The 22,142-nt window shown below is 37.3% G+C and carries 17 protein-coding genes; 4 read left to right on the top strand and 13 right to left on the bottom strand.

Going from position 1 to position 22,142, the window contains the following annotated elements:
* Position 1: 1 nt before the first annotated feature.
* From mshL to P20429_RS02760, 5 genes are read right to left on the bottom strand one after another with little or no spacing between them, the layout of a single operon-like run.
* On the bottom strand, positions 2 to 1,660 hold the full coding sequence (gene mshL / locus P20429_RS02740) for a pilus (MSHA type) biogenesis protein MshL (RefSeq protein ID WP_033027125.1): 1,659 nt from the start codon (positions 1,658 to 1,660) through the stop codon (positions 2 to 4).
* Positions 1,644 to 1,967, bottom strand: a complete 324-nt coding sequence (locus P20429_RS02745; RefSeq protein ID WP_007586318.1) for a hypothetical protein — start codon at positions 1,965 to 1,967, stop codon at positions 1,644 to 1,646. The genes mshL and P20429_RS02745 overlap by 17 nt, the downstream gene beginning before the upstream one ends.
* The gene (locus tag P20429_RS02750) at positions 1,945 to 2,640 is read right to left on the bottom strand and encodes a hypothetical protein (RefSeq protein ID WP_007586316.1); all 696 of its coding nucleotides are present in this window, start codon (positions 2,638 to 2,640) and stop codon (positions 1,945 to 1,947) included. The genes P20429_RS02745 and P20429_RS02750 overlap by 23 nt, the downstream gene beginning before the upstream one ends.
* The gene (locus P20429_RS02755) at positions 2,637 to 3,236 is read right to left on the bottom strand and encodes a PilN domain-containing protein (protein ID WP_148263741.1); all 600 of its coding nucleotides are present in this window, start codon (positions 3,234 to 3,236) and stop codon (positions 2,637 to 2,639) included. The genes P20429_RS02750 and P20429_RS02755 overlap by 4 nt, the downstream gene beginning before the upstream one ends.
* Complete coding sequence (locus P20429_RS02760; RefSeq protein ID WP_007586312.1) at positions 3,233 to 4,156, bottom strand: hypothetical protein; 924 nt, start codon at positions 4,154 to 4,156, stop codon at positions 3,233 to 3,235. The genes P20429_RS02755 and P20429_RS02760 overlap by 4 nt, the downstream gene beginning before the upstream one ends.
* 76 nt (positions 4,157 to 4,232) lie before the next feature.
* Between P20429_RS02760 and P20429_RS02765 the strand changes: the two genes are divergently transcribed.
* Positions 4,233 to 5,141: a 1-aminocyclopropane-1-carboxylate deaminase/D-cysteine desulfhydrase gene (locus P20429_RS02765; protein ID WP_007586310.1), complete on the top strand. Its 909-nt coding sequence runs from the start codon at positions 4,233 to 4,235 to the stop codon at positions 5,139 to 5,141.
* On the opposite strand, the gene P20429_RS02770 is transcribed toward P20429_RS02765, so the two are convergent.
* From P20429_RS02770 to P20429_RS02785, 4 genes are all read right to left on the bottom strand, one after another.
* Complete coding sequence (locus P20429_RS02770; protein ID WP_007586309.1) at positions 5,138 to 6,757, bottom strand: EAL domain-containing protein; 1,620 nt, start codon at positions 6,755 to 6,757, stop codon at positions 5,138 to 5,140. The two genes, P20429_RS02765 and P20429_RS02770, sit on opposite strands and share 4 nt — an antisense overlap.
* 515 nt (positions 6,758 to 7,272) lie before the next feature.
* Positions 7,273 to 10,002 (bottom strand): response regulator, encoded by a 2,730-nt coding sequence (locus P20429_RS20920; RefSeq protein ID WP_007586301.1) that lies wholly within the window; start codon positions 10,000 to 10,002, stop codon positions 7,273 to 7,275.
* Positions 10,003 to 10,242: 240 nt separating this feature from the next.
* Positions 10,243 to 10,965 carry a single-stranded DNA-binding protein gene (gene ssb, locus P20429_RS02780; protein WP_007586300.1) on the bottom strand — a complete coding sequence of 241 codons (723 nt, stop codon included), beginning with the start codon at positions 10,963 to 10,965 and terminating at the stop codon, positions 10,243 to 10,245.
* Positions 10,966 to 10,985: 20 nt separating this feature from the next.
* Positions 10,986 to 12,353: an MFS transporter gene (locus P20429_RS02785; protein ID WP_007586299.1), complete on the bottom strand. Its 1,368-nt coding sequence runs from the start codon at positions 12,351 to 12,353 to the stop codon at positions 10,986 to 10,988.
* A gap of 162 nt (positions 12,354 to 12,515) precedes the next feature.
* Here P20429_RS02785 and uvrA point away from each other — a divergent pair, with 162 nt between their 5' ends.
* The gene (uvrA, locus tag P20429_RS02790; RefSeq protein WP_007586298.1) at positions 12,516 to 15,341 is read left to right on the top strand and encodes an excinuclease ABC subunit UvrA; all 2,826 of its coding nucleotides are present in this window, start codon (positions 12,516 to 12,518) and stop codon (positions 15,339 to 15,341) included.
* A 412-nt stretch (positions 15,342 to 15,753) separates the two neighbouring features.
* On the opposite strand, the gene P20429_RS02795 is transcribed toward uvrA, so the two are convergent.
* Entirely contained in the window at positions 15,754 to 17,898 is a 2,145-nt protein-coding gene (locus tag P20429_RS02795) for a transcriptional regulator (RefSeq protein WP_007586293.1), read from the bottom strand.
* A 282-nt stretch (positions 17,899 to 18,180) separates the two neighbouring features.
* Between P20429_RS02795 and P20429_RS02800 the strand changes: the two genes are divergently transcribed.
* Together P20429_RS02800 and P20429_RS02805 are read left to right on the top strand one after the other, a co-directional pair.
* The gene (locus P20429_RS02800; RefSeq protein ID WP_007586292.1) at positions 18,181 to 18,546 is read left to right on the top strand and encodes a hypothetical protein; all 366 of its coding nucleotides are present in this window, start codon (positions 18,181 to 18,183) and stop codon (positions 18,544 to 18,546) included.
* A 36-nt stretch (positions 18,547 to 18,582) separates the two neighbouring features.
* Positions 18,583 to 19,503, top strand: coding sequence for a TraB/GumN family protein (locus P20429_RS02805; RefSeq protein ID WP_007586291.1), 921 nt, complete (start codon positions 18,583 to 18,585; stop codon positions 19,501 to 19,503).
* A gap of 115 nt (positions 19,504 to 19,618) precedes the next feature.
* On the opposite strand, the gene trpS is transcribed toward P20429_RS02805, so the two are convergent.
* From trpS to rpe, 3 genes are read right to left on the bottom strand one after another with little or no spacing between them, the layout of a single operon-like run.
* Entirely contained in the window at positions 19,619 to 20,623 is a 1,005-nt protein-coding gene (gene trpS, locus P20429_RS02810) for a tryptophan--tRNA ligase (RefSeq protein WP_007586290.1), read from the bottom strand.
* A 32-nt stretch (positions 20,624 to 20,655) separates the two neighbouring features.
* A complete protein-coding gene (locus tag P20429_RS02815; RefSeq protein WP_007586289.1) occupies positions 20,656 to 21,321 on the bottom strand; it encodes a phosphoglycolate phosphatase in 666 nt (221 codons plus the stop codon).
* Positions 21,321 to 22,004 carry a ribulose-phosphate 3-epimerase gene (gene rpe / locus P20429_RS02820; RefSeq protein ID WP_007586288.1) on the bottom strand — a complete coding sequence of 228 codons (684 nt, stop codon included), beginning with the start codon at positions 22,002 to 22,004 and terminating at the stop codon, positions 21,321 to 21,323. The genes P20429_RS02815 and rpe overlap by 1 nt, the downstream gene beginning before the upstream one ends.
* Positions 22,005 to 22,142: the final 138 nt, after the last annotated feature.

Genomic DNA, 22,142 nt, shown 5'->3' with positions numbered 1-22,142 from the left:
GTTAGTTTTCATACCATGTTTTTAAAAGCTGACGGCTTTCACCTTGTTGTTTTTTCCAAGTATCGGGCATAACAACGGTTGGTTTGATTAAAATAATTAGTTCTTTTTTCTCTTGGCGTTTACGAATACTTTTGAATAAGTTGCCAAATATGGGGATATCACCCAGCACGGGTGTTTTTGATTCTTCATCCTGTGTTGACGTTTGCATCAAACCACCAATAACCACTATTTCGCCACTTTGAGCGCGAATAACGGTATCTGATTCTCGAATGTTGCTCTGCGCTAGAGGTAATTCAAAACGTTGATCGTCTAAAGTAATTACCTTTAGCTGCTCTTCTGTTTCAGTTACTGAAGGGTGAACATGCAAAATAACTGAGCCGTACTTGTCAATTTGCGGCGTTACATCAAGCGCAATACCAGAAAAGAACGGTGTTAAATCAATCTCAGGCGAGGTAGTTGTAGCAGTACCAGTTACCGTCGTACTTGATACATTAGTAACAAAGTATTCGTCTTGCCCTACTTTTATAACTGCTTTTTGGTTGTTTGTAGCCGTAACGCGAGGGTTAGATAACATTTGCACATCACCTTGGGTTTCTAGCAAATTAATAACTCCGTTAAAGTCACCTTTTTGAATTGTCAGCGATGACGCTCCGCCAATGGCAGCCGAAATACTATTACTAATTGTAGAACCCGCTGTTGTAGCAAACGAAATACCGCCTTCTAAACCACTGGCTATGCGCTCCCAGTTGACCCCTTGTTGGTACTCATCTTTTAAGGTTACTTCTATTATTTTTGCTTCTAGAATAACTTGGCGTTGTAGGTTTTCTTGGCTTTGACGTAAAAACTCTTTTAGCTGACTAATTTCGCTTGGTAATGCATTTACGGTTACCAAACTAGCTTGTGGGCTTGCAACAACATAGCGCCCATCGCTTGCGCCAATTAAAGACTTAAGGGCAACTTCTAATTCCTTCCAAAAATCGTTTTTATTAATTGTTTGGATTCGAGAACCATTTAAATCTAAGCTTTGATTATCGCCGCCAAATTCACTATTTTGCTGGTTACTATTACCTGAACTTGAACCACTCGAACCACTGCCACTTTGTGCAAATTGACTCACCCCACCAGCAACAACACTCACTGTAGACTGACCATGGCGTTGCATCATTAAATAATTTACAGGTATTGTTTCTGTGCGCATTTTGGCTGGTAGTACTTGTACAATTCGTCCTTCATTAACAATATCTAAAGGATACATACGCTTAATAACATTAATGACTTCATTAAACGTAACGCTTTTAAGATTTAAATTAATTGTGCCATTTACCTCAGGATGCACAGCAACACTAAAAGGGGTATCGTCTGTTAAGCCTGCAAAAAAAGCGTCTATTTCGACATCATTTGCTGCGACATCAAAACGCTTTATAGATAAATCATCACTTATAGTTTGCTCATTATTTATAGATGACAATAAGCTTTGTGTAAGTTCGCTTGGCATTTGTAAAGGCGCAATTACTTTAGGCTCTGTAGGTCTTTCAGATAACTCTTGCTCTATATGATTTTTAACCTCTTTACCTGGTTTAAAGCTATGGCACGCAGTTAAAAATGTAGGTAACAATAGAAGAACAAGCCACGGATGAGATAAATTATTTTTTAATTTCATAGTCATATAATTCTAATTTTATTTGTTTATCATCATTTGCTAACACAACCTGTTTTGAGTTAATGCTTAGCACCCGAAAATCATCTACAGCATCACCAACTCGATAAATATGGCCTGAAATAATGGCCTTAAATGCTGTACTGTTTTTAATAATAGATTGCAATTTAAGTTCTGTACTTTGCTTAACTGGACTATTGTTACTCACGAACATATTTGGCTGAGTCGGATCGCGAAGTTGCGCAAGCGCACTCGGCGCAATAATGTAAAAAGCCAAAGTACAAATACTATAACGCGATAAATTTTTCATTAGCGCTCACTGTAGCAATTTGTAAAGTTAATTCAGCCTGAGGGTACTCTAGTACCTGATAACTAAACTCTTGTATTAATAACTTATCTTGATTATTTTTTAATGCGGCTAAATATTTTTGTAAGCTAAAGTAGCTACCTTGCAAAGTAACTACCATCTGATGCTCAAAAAATAATGTTTGCGTATCATGTTCACCTAGTTTTTCTACATCGATAGCCCGTGCTGGTTTTACATTAAAGCTACTCACTTTTACGTCGCTACTATCTACGAGCAAATCTTTTAAAACGGCAGGTACATTTTTAGCAGCTACAAAGCCTTGGCTAAAACTATTAAGTTGATTATTTATTTCGGCTAATTCATCTCTGGTTTGTGCAATTTGACCGCGTAAAACCTTAGTGTAGTCGTAGTTTAGTGCTTGGTTTAACATGGAGAGTTGCGCATTTATCTGCTGTAACTCTTGCAGCGTTGTATTGTGCTTTGAACGTATGTTGGCAACTTCATCTTGCTGTGGAAAAATAACGAACCAGAGACCGAGGTAAATCACTATAAACAAACCAACAAATAAGGTGGAATACTTCTCACGTTTTTGCAGCGATGCAAACTGAGCTTGGTATTTGACCCATAATGGCCAACCTTTATTTTTATTATTCTGGCTACTTATTGTTTGGCTCATGGTTTATCGCCCTCATCACTAAGGTCTGTCGCTACATTAAATTCACTCACACCTGCTTGCGTAGATAACTCTAAAACTGAAAACTCTTTATCAATAAAAAATGGCGACTGTTTTAAATTATCAAACCAAATTGGTAAGAATTTTGATTGCGATGTTTGACCCTGAAGCGTCACACTTTGCCCTACAAACTTAATGTGGGTCAGCCAAATATTAGGTTCATGATACTTCGCTAAATCGTGCATTACCTGAGCGTAATCGGTTGCAGACTGATCTGAACTTTCCTCTAAATAGCTAAATATTTGCTGCTTGTGCAAAACCTCTTGCTGAAGTGTTTTTAGCTCATTAATAAAGAGTGTTTTATTTTGTTTCTCTGCTAACTGTTGTTTTACAACTTCTAACTGAGCTTTTCCTTGTTTGAGGTATTGCCTATTTTGTTCTAAATCAAGCTCACTAGAATATGTTTTATAACTGTAAAAAGCCCACGTGATTGCAATAATTAATAGCGCACCTAACCACAACGTAATCATTCCAGACAAAGGGACTGGGTCTCGCCGTACGCGTAAGGTTTTTTGATAAAAGTTAATCCGGGTTTTCATAGCACAGACTCAGGATCTGTTAATTGATAGGCTGCCCCAAGCGCATAATAAAAATTTGGCTCTAATTGCTGCGCTAATTCTAAGTTAGGCTCAAAATCTACAACTTTTACTTGTAAAAACTCTGCAAGCCCGGCTCTAAGAGTTAATGAGGATAAATCATCGCACTGTAACTGAATGCTGCGAATTGGTGGTTGCTTGAGCTGGCTTTCAAAAAAGTCCATAGAACGCTGAATTTCTAATCCTAACGCTTCTACCAATTCTTGATTTTGATCCTTATCTGAAATACCTAAAAAACCATTTAATCGCCTAGCTAATACTAATTGCCCATCACGAATAATTAAGATTCGAGGTTCATGATTAGCATGTTGCACAATCAGCATATGCGCCTCTTTGTATGAGCCAAACAAGGTAACTAAAACCATTTCTTCAGAGGTCATTGCACGCAAAACAGGTTTAGTTTGTTCAAAACTGTCTATAAACGGAAGTAGTTGCAGCTTATTCGTAATAAACACATTCATTTTGCTGCTTTGCATCGGTAATGTTATTGGATAATCAATAAAATCAGCCACAATATTTTCAGAAGCTATATCAACTAAGTCTTTTGTAGTCCAAGGGAGTGACTGAATAATTTCTTCATCACTAAGGTTTGGTTTATCCATTTGCACTATTTGATAAAAGTAGTGCGGTATGACTAAATTAACTGCACAAATATCAGTAGAAACCTCATTTGTACAAGCAACAATTGCAGCGGTATAATCGGTTTGCTCAGACACATTTACACTGTGAGAACTGTGAACCATCCATTGGTCGCGTTGTTTTTTTAAACATACTGCGTTAACAGTATCTGCGTAAGTTGCAACACCAATAGCTGTATTTGGATCTAAACTACGATTTAACCATGAAAACAGCTTTTCTTTCATATAGCTACTATTGTTAATTATGTATGAAATAAGTGTCGTACATTTTAACTACTTTGCCAAATTGAAAACCAACAAAATGCATGAAACATTCAAAATAGATGAAAATAACTATATTCAACAAATAGATACAACGTTTCTAAAAAAGAGAAATATTTATTTAGGTATAAAACGTGATGATTTGCTCCATCCGCTAATAAGTGGCAATAAATGGCGTAAATTAAAATATAATTTAGCGTACATGCAAAAGATAAATAAAACAGAACTTCTGACTTTTGGTGGTGCGTTTTCAAACCATATTCACGCCTGTGCAGCTGCCGGAAAAGAATTTAATATAAAAACTCGCGCGATTATTCGCGGACCTGAACTGGATAACAACAACCCAACAATCCAATTTGCAAAACATTGTGGTATGAACCTACATGTAGTTAATCGTATAGAGTATCGAAAACGCCACGACACCGATTACCTTAATGCTCTGCAAGAGCGCTTCCCCAATGCTTATATTATTCCTGAAGGCGGTACAAATGAGCATGCCTTATTAGGTTGTAAAGAGTTAGTACAAAGCTTACCTGAGCATAACTACTTAGTGTGCCCTACCGGTAGTGGTGGCACGCTTGCTGGATTAATAGAAGGCAGTGCTTCAACAACACAAGTGATTGGTGTAGCAGTATTAAAACAAGCTAATTATTTAAATGAAGAAATAAAAAAGCTGAGCGCTAAAGCTAATAATCAAACTAACTGGCAGTTACTCAGCGAGTTTCATGGTGGTGGCTATGGTAAGTTTTCTCCTGAGTTATGGCAGTTCTGCCAAGATATGAGCCGCACCTATAATCTACCGCTTGAGCCTATTTATAGCGGAAAAATGATGTATGCATTGTGGCAACTTATTGAACAAGATTATTTCCCATCTGGGAGTAAAATTATTGCGGTTCACACTGGCGGGCTTCAGGGGCTAAATGGACTTAAATATAGAGGGTTAATTTAATTAAATACCGCTTGCGTAAACTCTTGGAGTGGCTCTGAAAAGTAAAACCCTTGAGCTCCTACCACTCCCAATTTGGCAAGCGTAAACAACTCTTTTTGAGTCTCTACACCAACGGCATACACAGGTAAATTTAAGAGGTTAGCGGCTTCGACTATCTTTATTATTTGCCTTTGATTTTGAGTTTTTTCATTTAATAAATGAATTAGTTCGTATGATAATTTAAGCCCGCATACTTGGTTATAATCAGCTAATACCGCTATTTTCTCACTACTTTTTACATTATCAATCACAACTTGTGAACGGCTTTTTTTAATTATATTTAGTGCATTAGTTATCGATTCTCTATGAGTAAAAAACTCAGCCTCACTTATTTCAAATTGTAATTTAGCACTTAATTTAAGCTCTGCTATTTGACTAGGTAACCATTCCCAAAATACATTATTAAACCAATTTTTAGGGTGTAGATTTACACTAACTGTTAAGGCCGAAGATTCACTCAGCATTAGCTTTTTAACTTGTGTTATTACTGCTTTATCTAATATTAAAGCGTCTTGATTACTATAAACCTGATTAATAAAATAACGAGCAGCTAGTAAACCAAGTTGGCTATGCCTAACCCTGATAAGAGCTTCATGTTCTAAAATTTCCCCGCTAGAGAGCTCAAATAAAGGCTGGAAGAATAATATAAATTTGTTCTTTTTAATATTTTCGATAACTTGCTTACTAGAAAGTGGTTTTTCTTGGCAGTAATTTAACGCTAAGCGGTGAAAGTGCTGTACTGAGCTGTTTTGCGATAGCATAAGTGCTGATTTTGCTAACTGATAAACCGCAATTTTATCTGCGCCTAATCGATAGTCGCACGCACCTATTTTAATGTTTTTATGAGTCATACTTTTTTGATAATTTTGGCATAGTAAAAACACGCTCTGATGGAGCTTTTCAACGTAGCTGTCTAACTCGGGAGTAGGTATATGTGGCAAGGTGACGGCTAAGTAACTGGAATTTAGTATTTTTACCGACACATCTTTAAATTCAGTCAATTTTCTAGTGATTAACACTTTAAAAATAGCTTCTTTATCGGTTTTCTTATCAAAGTCACATTCAATGAGTAAAAATAAGCTATGTGATGCTCTATTAACCCCATACAAAGAACTTAATTCGCATTTTTTTACTTGTTTAATTAATCGTATTTTATTTTGTTTTTGTTCAATAATTTTAGTAGGTTGTATCATTGTATTTTTGGGCGTAATTTTACGGCTTACATTCAATAACCCCCACCAGCGATAAGACCAGCCAGCGGCGCCTAATATGATCAAGTTTAGCAATATAAATAAGTAACTTTGTGTTACCCAAGCAGGATAGTGATAGAGGCTCAAACTTAATGTTTTGTAAGAAAAAACTTCGCGCTCTATATTCACTAAATGCCTAAAATGCTCTGCAGGCTTTGGCACCTCCAACACAAAACCTTCACTTTTAGCTAATGCGGCTAACACTTCATTGTTTGTAGAAGGAGATAAATTCAGCTCGTAAACGTGTTTAACGAACTGCTGCCCAGAAGCATGAACTTTTTGATGTAATGCATCATTTAAAACGAAATTAAAACTAATAAGTATCATTAAAAATAAGACAAAAGAGATACCTTTGAAGTACTTGAAAAGCCAGATTTTACTCTTCTGCATAGCCTGCCACCCGTTAAATTATTAACTAAAGTGTTGTTCAATATCTATAGAAGTACAAGGCTATAAACTAAGTTTAAACGTTTATTAATCGCGCTAAACAAAAAACACTCAGATAAACGAGAACTTACAAAAACAAACAACTATGCCCTTTATTTTATAAATAGATTAAATTGAATCCTCAAGCTTAAGCGCGTTTTTTTTGTACTATGTGCAGCGAAGCTGTGTGCTTTGTTTATAGTGCCTAACTCACTAACTTCTGACATTGATAATTCAACCTTTGCTGAAATAAACATATAGGGAAAAGAATGTATGAGATTTCATATAGCACCCGGTGAGTCAAATTCTATTTTATGAAGTTTCTTTTTAAGTTATCCAAAATAGGCTCAAGCCAGCGGACGATATTACGATAGGTACTTAATATGGATAATTATTAAATCACTTTAATGGCTCAGCTATTTATTTAAACAGCGGATTATAGTTTCACGTAGATTTTGCGCTTTAATAGGCTTTGCAACATGGGCGTTCATGCCAATGGATAAGTATCGTGTAATATCATCTTTCATAACATTAGCTGTTAAAGCAATTATTGGAATATTTGCGATTGCTTTGTCACTATCGCTACGAATAATTTTACTCGCCTCAACCCCGTCCATAATAGGCATATGAATATCCATCAAAATAATATCGTACGATTGTGATTTCACGGCTTGAATACATTCTAATCCATTGTCAACCAAGTAAATTTGAGCATCAGCCTTCTCTAGTATGTTTGTAACAATTAGTCTGTTGATAGAGTTATCTTCCACAACCAATATTTTTATACCTGCCAGCGACGCTTCACTGACGGTGTTTACTATAGGCACTTCATTAAGAGGGCCTACTACTTTACTTTCAATCGCCTCATACAAAACACTCGTGTATACAGGTTTCTGCAAAATAGTTTTTATACTTACTTTTTTGGCTGCATTATTAAGTAAACTTTCGTCACTCATTATAAGCACAATCGTGTTGTTATAAAGTTGAGGATTAATATTGAAAATGCGTATTAAAAAAGTTTCGCTACTCATTGATGGCATAGCCCAGTCGACAATAATAACTTTAAATTTCTCTTTATTGTGTTCAATAATATCAACAGCTTGTTTAGCAGATTGACAGGCCGTACATACCAGCCCCATAGCCGTTAGCTGATTTTCAATTACCTTAAGATCATCTTCATTATCATCTATAATTAATACCTCAAACGAATCAGTAAATGTTAGGTCGGGAGTGTTATCAATCAACGCTTGGTTATTCAATTTCACCTTAATCGAAGCTATAAATTCACTACCTACACCTTGAGTACTTTTTACCGTTATATCCCCACCCATCGATTGGCATAAACGCTTACTTATAGTTAAACCTAAACCTGTGCCGCCAAATTTCCTGGTTGTAGAGCTGTCAGCTTGAGTAAAAGATTCAAATAAATCGGTAAGGCTTTGCTCGGCAATCCCAATACCGGAATCCTTAACAATGAAATACAAACAAACGCTCTTAGGATCAGCTAACGATCTTTTTGATTCTATTAATACCGATACAAAGCCCTGTGTAGTAAATTTAATTGCGTTAGAGCATAAATTTAGCAGTACTTGGTTTATTCGAACTACATCACCTATTAAATCGAGCTTAACCTCTTTACCAATGACAATATCAAATGTGATCCCTTTGCTTTGAGCTAGCTCATCAAAAGTTGCTTTGATGTAGTCAACAACCGAATTTACAGAAAAAGGAAATTCCTCAAGGTTAATATTTCCAGACTCAATTTTTGAAAAGTCTAAAATATCGTTAATAACTACAAGGAGTTGATCTGAAGAATATTTAATTTTATTTAAATAATGCTCATATTCCCCGGGCAAACCTTTTTCGAGCAAAATGTTGGTTAAGCCAATAATCCCACTCATAGGGGTTCTAATTTCATGACTCATATTTGCTAAAAATTCAGACTTAGCGGATGTCAGCTTTTCGGCCTCTTCTTTGGCTTGCAACAGTTCTTCAGTACGCTGATCAACGCGAGACTCTAACCTTTGCTTTTCTTCATCAAGCTCTTTTAAAAGTTGAATGCGCCGTTGATTTAAAAACAATACGAAAACTAAAAAGCTGCTAAGAATAAAAATAATCGCAGTAGCGCTGTAAATTAATGTTTTATTTTGCTCAAAATAGGTTGGCTCGTAATAAGATATGATCGACTTTTCTGGCAAGCTTTGTGGAGCTATATCGAACTTGTTTAATTGACGCCAGTCATAAGCGTAAACACTTAGCCCTTCACCACTGATTTCACTTAAACTTTTATTTTCATTGTATAAAATTATCGAATCGGCAATACGTTCGCCTATTTTTTCACCCGACAACACATACCCACCAACAACACCTGAGCCTAATAGTACCTCCCAATAACTAAAAATGGGCGCTGAACTTGCTTTAGCTAATTGCTCTACGAGCTGATAAGGGCTAAGGGATTTATTATCGTAATGCCTGAAAATGGGAGTAAACAATATAATTGAATCATCTGGCGCATTTTTTACTTTAGTGAGTAGCTCTGGCATTGAAAGATCAAACCACTTCTCTACACCTAAATACGAAAAGTCACGGTTAATAACCGAAAAGAGCCCTCGATAAAAGCTCATCCCAATATCGTTTTTTGTATCTAATATAACGATTAATTTTTTAGGCTTCATTAAATTAACAGCGCTTGCTGTTGCTTGCGCGTAATCTAATTTAGCTTGGATCACTGCTCCGTTAGTATTTTTAGGCAAACTAAATTGAGCGCCTGGTTCCAAATATATTCTTGGAGTATTTATAAAAAAGTCATCTAATTGCGATAAAAGTACTGCTGCAGAAGGAGACTGAGTAACAATGATATCGATGTGCTTATTTTTATATTTTTGTTTGAGGTAGTCCTTCATTAACTGTTTTTGATTTGCTTCATCGAATCGGTTTACATCCATATTTTCAACGAAGAGTTCATAACTAAAAGAACGTTCTATAAGTTTTTTACGCAGTCCAGAATCAACACTTTTGTGCCAAGGCATATCTTGGTTTGTTGAATTTATAAATAAAACATGAGTAACATTTGAAGAAGGTTGAGCGTTTGAAATTGGACTCACAAATTGAAAAACAAGAAATAAAAATAAGATATTAGTTTTCATGTTTCTCATTGTGTAATCAAGGTGAAAGTCCTTTAATGGTAAGTGTTAACGATATATATATCAATTAAATAAAATGTAAATACCATCATAATTTAACATGTTTACTAATACTATTTCATTTTATTGCTTAATGACGATATTCATTGATAGTTCTGGGTTGCCCTCACTACACAACTCGTATAAAAAAACCCCGTAAAAACGAGGTCTAATATGAGTATTACACTAATAACTTTATATCATTTAGAACGGGATATCGTCGTCAAAATCAATGGTTGGTTCCATTGGGTTTGATGCGCCACCTTGCGGAGCACTTTGTGGTTTAGGAGCGAAACCACCTTGCTGTTGTGGTGCACTTTTTTGCTGTGGTGCATAACCACCTTGCGGCTGATATTGATTACTTTGCTGCTGTGGTGCTGGAGCCGGTTTTGGTTGTGCTGCTGGTGCGGCTTGTTGCTGCGGATTATAGCCACTTTGCTGTGCAGCTTGGCCTTGGTTATTTTGACCGTAACCACCGCTTTGTTGACCACCTTGCGGCTGATTACCTTGGTAACCACCACCTTGTTGTCCACCTTGCGGCTGATTACCTTGGTAACCACCACTTTGCTGATCGCCACCACGTGCGCCTAACATTTGCATTTGACCAGTAAATCCATCTACAACTATTTCTGTAGTGTATTTTTCTTGGCCTTGTTGATCGGTCCACTTACGTGTTTGAAGTTTACCTTCAACATAAATTTGTGAACCTTTACGACAATATTCACCAACAATTTCAGCTAATTTGCCAAAGAACACAACACGATGCCACTCAGTTTTATCAACCATTTGGCCAGTGTTTTTATCTTTATAGCTATCCGAAGTTGCTAAGGTAATATTTGCTACACCATTGCCATTAGGCATATAACGAACTTCAGGATCTTGCCCTAAATTACCAACCAAAATTACTTTGTTCACACCGCGTGCCATGGAACCATCTCCTATAAATGTTAGATTAAACCAGCTACTTTACGTGCTTGGTCTAGGTCAAATTCTTTATCATTAATCTTTAAATAGCTGCGACTTTCATCGCGAACCACAGTTGCTTCTATTACGCCTGGTAAAGCAACTAACTGAGAAGCAAGTGTTTGAGCATGCTCTTCAGAATCTAATTTGGTCATTAAACTAATAACTTTACTTTTGGGTGGGACTTGCATTTTCCACGCAATAATAAGCCATATTAACCCAACAAGTGCCGCTGCCGCAAACACAGCTTGCGTCGTTGTAGTTTGTGCTACATAACCACCTAACATACCGCCTAAAAAGGCGCCTAAAAACTGACTAGATGAGTAGCCACCCATTGCTGAACCTTTTTGGCTTGCAGGTGATATTCGCGATACAAGCGCAGGCATAGTGGCTTCTAAAAAGTTAAACGCCACAAAATAAAGCAGCATACACACAGCAATGCCTACTACACTATTAACCCATACCGACATTGCTAGCATACTAATAGTTAACAAGGCTACTGAGCCAATAAATGCTTGTTTTTCTTTCTCTTTTTTAATGGCCACAATCATTATTGGTACCATTAATAAAAATGCTAAAAATAGCACTGGAATATATAAATACCAGTGATGGTCGGCAACTAAGCCATCTTTAATTAATTGACTCGGTAGTACGACAAATATTGTGGTTAGCGTTAAGTGTAATAGCAATACACCTGCATTTAATCGTGCTAACTGAGGGTGCTTAATTAGTTTTTTAATGTCGCTAAAGCTTGCTAATGTATCGCCTTTGGGCGCTTTATTTACCGCATTTGGCACTAGCATAGTCACTATAAATATACCAAAAACAGCTAAAATAGCAGTCAACCAAAATACACCCGCAATACCCCACGAAGCTGCAACAATTGGCCCAAGTAGCATAGCAAAGGCAAAGCTCATTCCTATGCTCATACCAATAACGGCCATTACCTTTGGTCGTTGCTCATCGCGGCTTAAATCTGAAGCAAACGCGAGTAGCGCACTGGCTATTGCGCCCATACCTTGTAGAGCGCGGCCTACGGTAACCATTTGAATAGAGTCAGCTAATGCAGCAACTACAGAGCCAATAGCAAATACGACTAAGCCACCAACAATAACCTTTTTACGACCAATCTTATCGGATAATCGACCCATAGGTATTTGCAATACGGCTTGCGTTAAACCATACGCACCAATGGCAAAACCAATCCAAATAGGCGAAAAACCTTCAAGCGATTGTCCATAAATAGCCAATACAGGCATCAGCATAAACAAGCCGAGCATTCTAAATGCAAACACACTCGCCAGCGATACTGCGGCGCGTTTTTCTCGTGAATTAAGTGAAGATGCGGTCATTATCTGCGTGATCTTACTCTATGAAAAATTGAGGTTGGGATTCTACCATAAGCTTGGCAATAATTAATCGCCTATAAGTAAGGATTTTTCATTGATCAAGGATTAATATTGCTTCGTATTATGCGATACTGAGTAAATAATTTTGGTAATAAACGAGATAGCATGGAAAACATTGAAGTCCGAGGCGCCCGTACGCATAATTTAAAAGACATCAGCCTAACCATCCCACGTGATAAATTAATAGTTATTACTGGTCTATCTGGTTCGGGGAAGTCATCACTTGCATTTGATACACTTTATGCAGAAGGACAACGCCGGTATGTTGAATCACTTTCTGCGTATGCAAGACAATTTTTATCGCTTATGGAAAAGCCTGATGTAGATCACATCGAAGGCCTCTCTCCTGCAATTTCTATTGAGCAAAAATCAACGTCTCATAATCCACGATCAACTGTGGGTACTATTACCGAAATTTACGATTATTTACGACTTATGTTTGCCCGCGTTGGCGAACCACGATGCCCTACACATGATTTACCACTTGCTGCGCAAACAGTTAGTCAAATGGTAGATACTGTTTTGGCACTGCCTGAAGGCAGTAAATTAATGCTGCTTGCGCCTATAGTAAAAGAGCGTAAAGGTGAGCATGTTAAGTTATTAGAGCAGCTATCAAGCCAAGGTTATATTCGCGCCCGTATAGACGGTGAAGTATGTGACTTGTCTGATCCACCAACACTTGAGCTTCATAAAAAACATACAATAGAAGTTGTTGTAGACCGTTTTAAAGTAAAAGATGGCTTACAACAACGCTTAGCAGAATCGTTTGAAACCGCGCTTGAAATGTCTAATGGCGTTGCACATGTAGCATACATGGATGATAGCAGCGCTGAAGAAATTTTATTCTCAGCAAACTTTGCCTGCCCTACTTGTGGCTATGCAATGACTGAGCTAGAACCGCGTTTGTTTTCGTTTAATAACCCTGCTGGTGCGTGCCAAACCTGTGATGGTTTAGGTATACGTCAATATTTTGATCCTAATCGCGTAGTCCATAACCCAGAGTTAAGCCTTGCTGGCGGTGCAATTAAAGGCTGGGATAAACGCAGCTTTTATTACTATCAAATGCTACAAGCCGTTGCTGAGCATTATAGTTTTGATTTAGATGTGCCTTATCAAGATTTAGACAGCGACTCGAAAAAAATTATTTTAGATGGCTCTGGTAGCACTAAAATTGCGTTTAATTACCGTAACGACCGTGGCGATTTAATTACGCGCAATCATGAGTTTGAAGGCGTGTTAAACAACATGAATCGCCGCTACCGCGAAACTGAGTCAAACTCAGTACGCGAAGAGCTTGCTAAATACCAAACAAGCCAAGCATGTCCTAGCTGTAATGGCTCGCGTTTACGCGAAGAATCTCGAAATGTATTTATTGGAAAAACCAACTTACCTGCAATCACGCGCATGAGTATTGGTGAAGCTATGGAGTTTTTTGAAGGGTTAACGCTAACCGGACAAAAAGGCCAAATAGCTGAAAAAATACTAAAAGAAATTCGCGACCGTTTATCGTTTTTAATTAACGTTGGCCTAAATTACTTATCACTTGAGCGCAGCGCCGACACACTATCAGGTGGTGAAGCTCAGCGTATTCGCTTAGCGAGCCAAATTGGTGCAGGCCTTGTAGGTGTAATGTACGTACTAGATGAGCCATCTATTGGGCTGCATCAACGCGATAACGACCGTTTATTACAAACATTGGTACATTTACGCGACTTAGGTAACACCGTTATTGTGGTAGAGCACGATGAAGATGCTATTCGTGCCGCTGACCATATTATTGATATTGGCCCAGGCGCGGGTGTTCATGGTGGGCATATTATTGCTCAAGGAACACGCGACGATATTTTAGCAAGCAAAGAGTCTGTTACGGGCCAGTTTTTATCAGGCGTACGTAGAATAGAAATACCAAAAGAACGTCACCCAACAAACGACAAATGGCTAGAGCTATTTGGCGCAACAGGTAATAATCTTAAAAATGTGGATTTAAAAATCCCATTTGGTTTAATGACCTGTGTGACAGGTGTATCGGGCTCGGGTAAATCAACGTTAATAAACGACACTTTGTTTAAACTTGCTCATACAGAGCTAAATGGCGCAACAACTGCCGAAGCGGCACCATATAAATCAATTAGTGGTTTAGATCATTTTGATAAAGTGATCGATATTGATCAAAGTCCGATTGGTCGTACTCCGCGTTCAAACCCGGCAACCTACACAGGTATATTTACCGGCATTCGTGAGTTATTTGCAGGTACACAAGAAGCGCGCTCACGTGGCTACAAAGTAGGTCGCTTTAGCTTTAACGTTAAAGGCGGACGCTGTGAAGCTTGCCAAGGTGACGGCTTAATTAAAGTTGAAATGCACTTTTTACCTGATGTGTATGTACCGTGTGATGTATGTAAGAGTAAACGCTATAACCGCGAAACCCTCGAAGTACAATACAAAGGTAAAAACATACACCAAGTGCTTGAGATGACTGTTGAAGACGCTCATGATTACTTTGATAAAATACCGGCTATTGCGCGTAAGCTTAAAACGCTGATGGACGTTGGTTTGTCGTACGTGCGTTTAGGTCAAGCCGCTACTACTCTCTCTGGTGGTGAGGCCCAACGTGTAAAATTAGCACGCGAGCTATCAAAGCGTGATACTGGTAAAACGCTCTACATATTAGATGAGCCAACAACAGGCTTACACTTTGCTGACATTGAACAGCTGCTTGTTGTACTTCATCGTCTGCGCGATCACGGCAATACAATTGTTGTTATTGAGCACAACCTCGATGTAATTAAAACAGCAGATTGGGTTATCGATTTAGGACCTGAAGGCGGAGCTGGCGGTGGTGAAATACTCATTGCCGGTACACCAGAAGAAGTAGCCGAATGTGAGCGTTCACATACTGGGCATTACTTAAAACCTCTATTAAATAAATAGAGGTTCGGTTGTTACAAATCAATCGGTATTAAGGTTATTTAACTGTCGAGATTACACTTGATTAAAAATGGCGAGAAGATTCACTTCTCGCTATTTTTTTGCTCTAACTTTTCTTTTATCAACATAATACCAATCCGCAATAATACTTAATCATTTTGCGGGGCTAAACGTGTCGCTACCTGTGTTAAAAAATTCTCATTTACGACTGCATGGATGCAGAAGGTAGAAGGTAGAGCAATGCAGGGGCAATTGCCGAGAACAACTAAATAGCGAATTTTTTGCCTAGCTACCAACACGTTTTTCCATCCTCAAAATAGATCACTTAATTAAGCGAATTGGTATAACAATCGAAAATGCTATTAAAGAAAAACAACACACTGCTACAAGCTTAATCTAGAAAGATAGACACGCCCTAGTCATTCCAACTTATCTGTATTATTTGCATGTCTTTATATTTAGCACCCGTGAATAAAATTTCGTTATCTGAACTCACTTCAAAACCAATAGGTCGAAAGTCCACGTGTATATCTTGTATAGTTTGATCGTGTAAATTTAGTCTAGCGACTCTAGAAATAGAATCTGAATAATAGAAATAGTCTTTGCTAACTCCATACGCAACTGACTTTTTGGCGTTTTTAGGTAATTCCCAGCTTTGCCTATCTGAAAGGCGAATTAACTGATTATCATTGGTTACGTACCCGTTACCTTTACTATCTGAAATGAGTTTATCAGCTTTTATACCTTCTATTACACGTGTATCACGTGTTACTAAATTAAATTCTGCCAATATATTTTTTGAACCAAGTCGCTTAACATAAATAATGCTGTCGTTATTTTTTGACCAAATATAGCTTACTATTTTATGCTTATTAAATTCTTCAAATGGATAAAATTTTTGAGCGTTTACGTCATAAAGTGAAAAACCTTTATTTTTCATGAATATCATGCGTTGCTTATTAGGAGAGGCTCTTAGTCCTCCTAATACAAAAGTTGATGAGCCATCATCGTAATTAAAAAAGCTAAGTTGCTTTGTAAGACCATTTTGAGAGAGCCACAATTGACTGCTGCCAGAACGCTCTGATACAAAAACATGTGCTGTCCCTTCCTTATTAATTATTTCAGCAATGTTGTACTCGTCTTTATCACTTTTATAAAGTGCTTCATACTCAGGATTATCACCAAAAGGGTCTGTAGCTTTAATAAGCGAGTATGCCTGTGTCATATTTTCCGAGTAAAATAGGCTGTTATCAGAGTGAACTGCAATATAATAAGGTGAAATTGCTGGGGTAACCGTTAGTGTGCGTTTAATAATATTATTTTCATCAAACACAATGGTTGAAAGCTCAGAGTCTTCAAAAACAATCACGCCTTTATCGTCTGCAAGCCAGTCAAACGCGAAGCTAATTATGCTTTTCTTTGCTTTAAATAACCGCTTGGTTTCATGGGTCTCAAAGTTGTAGCTAAATACAGAAAAAGGCTTACCCTTTTGGCTAAGTACATATGCTATTTTACTACCAGAATGAGATAAACGAGGCATGATTACACCATACATGACGCCTGGTGGTGGGATCACTATGAATTCTTTTTTAAGTTCTAAATCATATTTATATAAACCTGAACCCTCATGCTCATTTTTATATTCGGTGTAATAAATATGCTCACCACTTTCGTCTACTTGCGCATAACCTGTGTATCTAAGGTCGCACTTTTTAATTAAAGTAGCCTCTCCTATAACAGGAAACTGGCTTAAATCAACGAGAACCATTTCACACTTTTGCTGCTTTAAGTTAGTCGCTTGTAACAACACAGAGTGCTGATTTAACTGCCACGATAAAATGGATACTTGAAAGCCAGGATAGGTAATTTCAACTTCCCTTTGATCAGATAGTCGTTTTACAAATGCATGCATTACGTCATTTTCAGGTTCAACATTTGTATAAGCTAAATATTGTTTATCTGAGGACATCTCAGGATGAACCTCACTGCCTATATTCCACGTGCTTGCTACCTTATTAACCGTGATCTGTTTAATCTTTTCGCTAGAAGGTGTATTAATAAAAAACAACCCAAACCATACTAAAAAGCACAGGCAAATAATGGCGAATAAAGAATAAATAAAAAACTTTTTACTATTAGTTCTTTGAACTGGTTGCGAAATAGTTGCAGTAGCTATCTCTTCATTTTTGGCAGAAATACCCGGTGAGTCAGGCAAAATGTTTGCAGGCTCTTTCAAAACGTTTGCTTGCGTTAAACGCTCAGGTATTACCGTTAGGCTATATCCTTTACGGTAATGTGTTTTTAAAAGCGGCGCTTTTTCAACTGGGTGGGCAAGCTGCTTTCTTAACTCTGAGATTGCACGGTTAATCGCATTATCATCAACAAAGCTCTGTTGCCACACACTCTCAATAAGCTCTTGGCGGGAAACGATTTGTTGAGGCTTATCTATAAAGTGGAGTAATAACTTAACTAAAAGTGGATCTAATTCCCTTTCTAAATGGTTTGAAGTAATCACACAGCGATTACTAATAAATTGCCAAGGTCCGATTTGATAATTCATAGTCTTTACGTATTTTTATTTTTATAAACCGTATCACATCTACACTTTATTTTATAGAAAAAGCATTTTAAACCTTATATTAGCATTATAAGGTTTAAAGCTAACATACTAAATTTAAACAATTATTTAGCTTTAAAACCTTATCTATTAATTGCTCATAACTAGATAAGCGACTCTTAATAAATTCAGCGATATTCTTTAAACCGTCATCAACAAGCAGCTTAGTAAAAAATCATTTGTGATTCTAAATTGGCTGCAGCAAAAAATACAAAAGGTTTAATTATGAACAGCACAATGAAAAAAGTACTACCGGCTTTACTACTAGCAACTGCTTTTAATACTACTTCAGTTATTGCAGCTGACACTAAACAAAACACCGTTCAAAATAATTTTGAGAAATGCATGATTGGTGAAAGCATAAAGGCAATTAACCCTGTTAATCAAAAACTACAAAAAACAAACAAAATAGACGCTTCTGAGTCTTTAAAAAGTAATGTTGATAAGCAGACATTACTTTCTTCAATAGATGAAAAAATATCAGCTGAGCTTGACTCTTCAATGAGCAAAATAAACTCGCAAATTGATAAAAATCTTTCAAAGGTAACATCGTCAATCACTACATATTTCAGCAATGTGTTATCGAACTAAAAACAATAAAATTAAAAGTTATATTAAGGAATTATCATGAAAAAATTCACAAAAAAATTAGTATCTGCCAGCGTATTACTTAGTTGCAGCCTTTTAGCAAATACAGCACAGGCTCAAAGCTCTGTATGGCAAGTAAGTAATGGCAATGACTCACTATTTATTGGCGGTACAGTTCACATACTACCTAAAGCTGAAATGCCACTACCCGCTGAGTTTAACCATGCTTATGAACAAGCAGATACAATTATTTTAGAAGCACCGTTACCTGACCCAGCCGACACCAATGCACAAATGCAAATGTTAGGTGCGCTATCGTATACAAATAACGAAACGTTAAGTCAAAAGCTAGAACCCGAGATTAAGGCTTTACTTGAAAATAAGCTTAGCGAGTTTGGCGCTAACCTAGCTAAGTTAGATGGTTTTCGCCCTGCTATGGTTAGTATTGTTTTAATGTCGATGGAGCTTCAAAAGCAAAATTTAATGGGTGAAGGGGTTGATGCTTACTTTACTAAAAAAGCGACTGAAGATAACAAAACAAAAGATTACTTAGAAACAATGGAATTTCAGTTAGAGTTTTTTAAAACAATGGGTCAAGGCAACGAGAACGATTTCATTAAACGTAACTTAGCCGAGCTTCACAACTATGGCGATATGTTTAAAGGACTTTTAGCTGCCTGGCGCAAAGGTGATACAGACACACTGAATAAAGTGGCACTTGAAGATATGCAGCAAAATGATCCGAATAGCTATAAACAAATCATTACAGATAGAAATAATGATTGGTTACCAAAAGTAGAAGCCATGTTTAACAACGACAAAAATGAGTTTGTACTTGTTGGAGTTGCCCACCTCGCAGGACAAGATAGTTTACTTACCTTACTTGAAAACAAGGGCTATAAAGTTTCTCTAGTTGATATTGATAGCACGGCAGATATAACAGTAAGAGGGGCTGAATAATGGATAAAACAGATAAACTAGCGATATCGCTACTGTTTCTATTTGGGTCTATCATGTTGATATGTGCTATATAAAAAATGCCGCTAACAAGCGGCATTTTTTTATTTTAATAAACTTACCCGCGAGGAATAAAACCAAGCGCATCGTATACCGATTTCAATGTTTTCTCAGCACGTACACTTGCTTTTTCAGCACCTGATTTCATTATGCTATTAAGTAGGTTTTGATCTTCTCTGATCTCTTTAAAGCGAGCTTGAATTGGCTCAATCATGTTTACAACTGCATCTGCTGTATCTTTCTTTAAATGGCCATACATTTTATCTTCATACTCAGGAACTAGGTCTTCTATTGAGCGCTTAGTTGCAACACTCAATAAAGTAAGCAAGTTTGATACGCCAGGCTTTTCTGTGCGATCAAAATAAATACGTGCTTGTTCATCTGAATCTGTTACTGCTTTTTTAAGCTTTTTCACAATTTGTTTAGGCTCATCTAATAACATGATGTAACCATTTGGGTTTTCGTCAGACTTAGACATCTTTTTAAGTGGGTCTTGCAAGCTCATTACGCGTGCACCAAACTGTGGAATGTACGGCTCTGGTAATTTAAATACGTCGCCGTATAAATTATTAAAGCGTGTTGCTATATCGCGAGTCAGCTCTAAGTGTTGCTTTTGATCTTCACCAACGGGTACTTGATCAGCTTGGTATAATAAAATATCCGCAGCTTGCAATACCGGATATGAAAATAAGCCCACGTTTACGTTATTTGCATGCTTAGATGACTTGTCTTTAAACTGAGTCATTCGATTAAGCTCACCCATTTGCGCGTAACAATTTAATACCCACGCTAACTGTGCGTGTTCAGGTACTTGTGATTGTACAAATAACGCAGATTTTTCAGGATCAATGCCACATGCCGCGTAAAGAGCAATACCATCCAACACTCGAGAGCGCAGTAATTCAGGCTCTTGGCGAACCGTAATAGCGTGTAAGTCTACTAACATAAAGAAACTTTCGTGGTCTTCCTGTAACTTTAGCCACTGGTTAATAGCGCCAACATAGTTGCCTATTGTCATACCACCGGTTGGCTGAATGCCGCTTAAAACTACTGGTTTACTCATGATTTTCCTTTATTTTGCTTAATTAATAATATTTAACGCTGCGTTAGAACAGGTATTATATCTAAGAAGTGATCGCATAGGTACTGTGGATTATAATCCTTGAGATTTTCACCTTGGTTATAGCCGTAACTAAGTGCGATTACGTCTATATTAGCGGCTTTAGCTGCAAGTATATCGCTTTTAGAATCACCTATCATTATCGCTTTACTAGGTTCAACCTTTAGTTTTTTACAGGCAAATAACAATGGATCTGGCGATGGTTTTTTTGCCATATCGTCACCGCATACAATCACATCAAAATGACTCGTTAGTGCCAGTTTATCAAGTAGTTTTTCTGTAAATATTCGAGACTTATTAGTGATTAGTGCTTTAGACATACCACGAAGTGCTGCAAGCCCGGTTTCTACATGTTGGTACAAAACACTATACTCACCAACTTGTTGTTCATAGTGCTTATAAAACTGTAATATTGCTTTACTACTAAGTGACTCATCTAGATGCTCACTCACTTGCATATCACCACTCAAAGCGCGTTTAACGAGGACTTCAACCCCATTACCGACCCAGCTTTCGACCAAGCGTTGGCTAACAATAGGAAAAGCGAGGTCACTCAAGGTTAGGTTAATAGCAATATACAAGTCGTAAACGCTATCAACTAAGGTACCATCTAAATCAAATAAGGCTATATCGTATTTCATTACTTAACACTTCCAAGCTGCTCACGCATTTGATCAATCACAACTTTGTAATCTGGTTGGTTAAAAATAGCTGAGCCTGCAACAAACATATCAGCGCCTGCTTGTGCTGCTGCTGCAATGTTATCGACTTTAATGCCACCATCAACCTCTAAGCGAATATCTCGACCCGATTCAATAATGCGTTGCTTAGCTTGGCGTAATTTTTCAAGCGTATGAGGGATAAAGCTTTGCCCGCCAAAACCTGGGTTAACCGACATAAGTAAAATGGTATCTAGCTTATCAATAACATGATCTAAATAACTTAAGCTTGTAGCAGGGTTAAACACTAAGCCTGCTTTACAGCCGTGATCTTTTATTAACTGTATTGTACGATCGACGTGCTCACTGGCTTCTGGATGAAAAGTAATAATTGATGCGCCAGCCTCTGCAAACAATGGAATAAGACTATCTACAGGCTTAACCATTAAATGTACGTCGATAGGTGCTGTAATGCCGTAATCTCTGAGTGCTTTACACACCATAGGACCAATTGTGAGATTAGGTACATAGTGATTATCCATTACATCAAAGTGAACCACGTCAGCGCCCGCTTCGAGTACTTTATCAACATCTTCGCCTAGTTTTGCAAAATCAGCAGACAAAATAGAAGGGGCTATTAAATATTTTTGCTCTGGGTTAAACATGATTAACTCCATCAATAAATAGTGTATTGCGTTAATGTAACTTAATTGAAGATGTTACCCAAGTAATATGGCGTAATAGCCCCTATTTCAGGTAACTTTAAGTTTGATATTTAATCAATATTTGCTATGATTAAAAAA

The sequence above is a fragment of the Pseudoalteromonas sp. BSi20429 genome, assembly GCF_000238895.1.
Lineage (GTDB): Bacteria > Pseudomonadota > Gammaproteobacteria > Enterobacterales > Alteromonadaceae > Pseudoalteromonas > Pseudoalteromonas arctica.
The sequence above is the reverse complement of the archived record's forward strand: the minus strand, read 5'-3'. Positions and strand labels throughout refer to the sequence as shown.

Excerpts from the sequence above, each read along its gene's own strand:
- P20429_RS02765 (WP_007586310.1), top strand. The coding sequence starts at position 4,233 with ATGCATGAAACATTCAAAATAGATGAAAATAACTATATTCAACAAATA.
- P20429_RS02815 (WP_007586289.1), bottom strand. The coding sequence starts at position 21,321 with ATGAAATACGATATAGCCTTATTTGATTTAGATGGTACCTTAGTTGAT.
- P20429_RS02750 (WP_007586316.1), bottom strand. The coding sequence starts at position 2,640 with ATGAGCCAAACAATAAGTAGCCAGAATAATAAAAATAAAGGTTGGCCA.
- P20429_RS20920 (WP_007586301.1), bottom strand. The coding sequence starts at position 10,002 with ATGAAAACTAATATCTTATTTTTATTTCTTGTTTTTCAATTTGTGAGT.
- P20429_RS02745 (WP_007586318.1), bottom strand. The coding sequence starts at position 1,967 with ATGAAAAATTTATCGCGTTATAGTATTTGTACTTTGGCTTTTTACATT.
- ssb (WP_007586300.1), bottom strand. The coding sequence starts at position 10,965 with ATGGCACGCGGTGTGAACAAAGTAATTTTGGTTGGTAATTTAGGGCAA.
- P20429_RS02755 (WP_148263741.1), bottom strand. The coding sequence starts at position 3,236 with ATGAAAACCCGGATTAACTTTTATCAAAAAACCTTACGCGTACGGCGA.
- P20429_RS02805 (WP_007586291.1), top strand. The coding sequence starts at position 18,583 with ATGAAAAAATTCACAAAAAAATTAGTATCTGCCAGCGTATTACTTAGT.
- uvrA (WP_007586298.1), top strand. The coding sequence starts at position 12,516 with ATGGAAAACATTGAAGTCCGAGGCGCCCGTACGCATAATTTAAAAGAC.
- trpS (WP_007586290.1), bottom strand. The coding sequence starts at position 20,623 with ATGAGTAAACCAGTAGTTTTAAGCGGCATTCAGCCAACCGGTGGTATG.
- rpe (WP_007586288.1), bottom strand. The coding sequence starts at position 22,004 with ATGTTTAACCCAGAGCAAAAATATTTAATAGCCCCTTCTATTTTGTCT.
- mshL (WP_033027125.1), bottom strand. The coding sequence starts at position 1,660 with ATGAAATTAAAAAATAATTTATCTCATCCGTGGCTTGTTCTTCTATTG.
- P20429_RS02795 (WP_007586293.1), bottom strand. The coding sequence starts at position 17,898 with ATGAATTATCAAATCGGACCTTGGCAATTTATTAGTAATCGCTGTGTG.
- P20429_RS02760 (WP_007586312.1), bottom strand. The coding sequence starts at position 4,156 with ATGAAAGAAAAGCTGTTTTCATGGTTAAATCGTAGTTTAGATCCAAAT.
- P20429_RS02770 (WP_007586309.1), bottom strand. The coding sequence starts at position 6,757 with ATGATACTTATTAGTTTTAATTTCGTTTTAAATGATGCATTACATCAA.
- P20429_RS02785 (WP_007586299.1), bottom strand. The coding sequence starts at position 12,353 with ATGACCGCATCTTCACTTAATTCACGAGAAAAACGCGCCGCAGTATCG.
- P20429_RS02800 (WP_007586292.1), top strand. The coding sequence starts at position 18,181 with ATGAACAGCACAATGAAAAAAGTACTACCGGCTTTACTACTAGCAACT.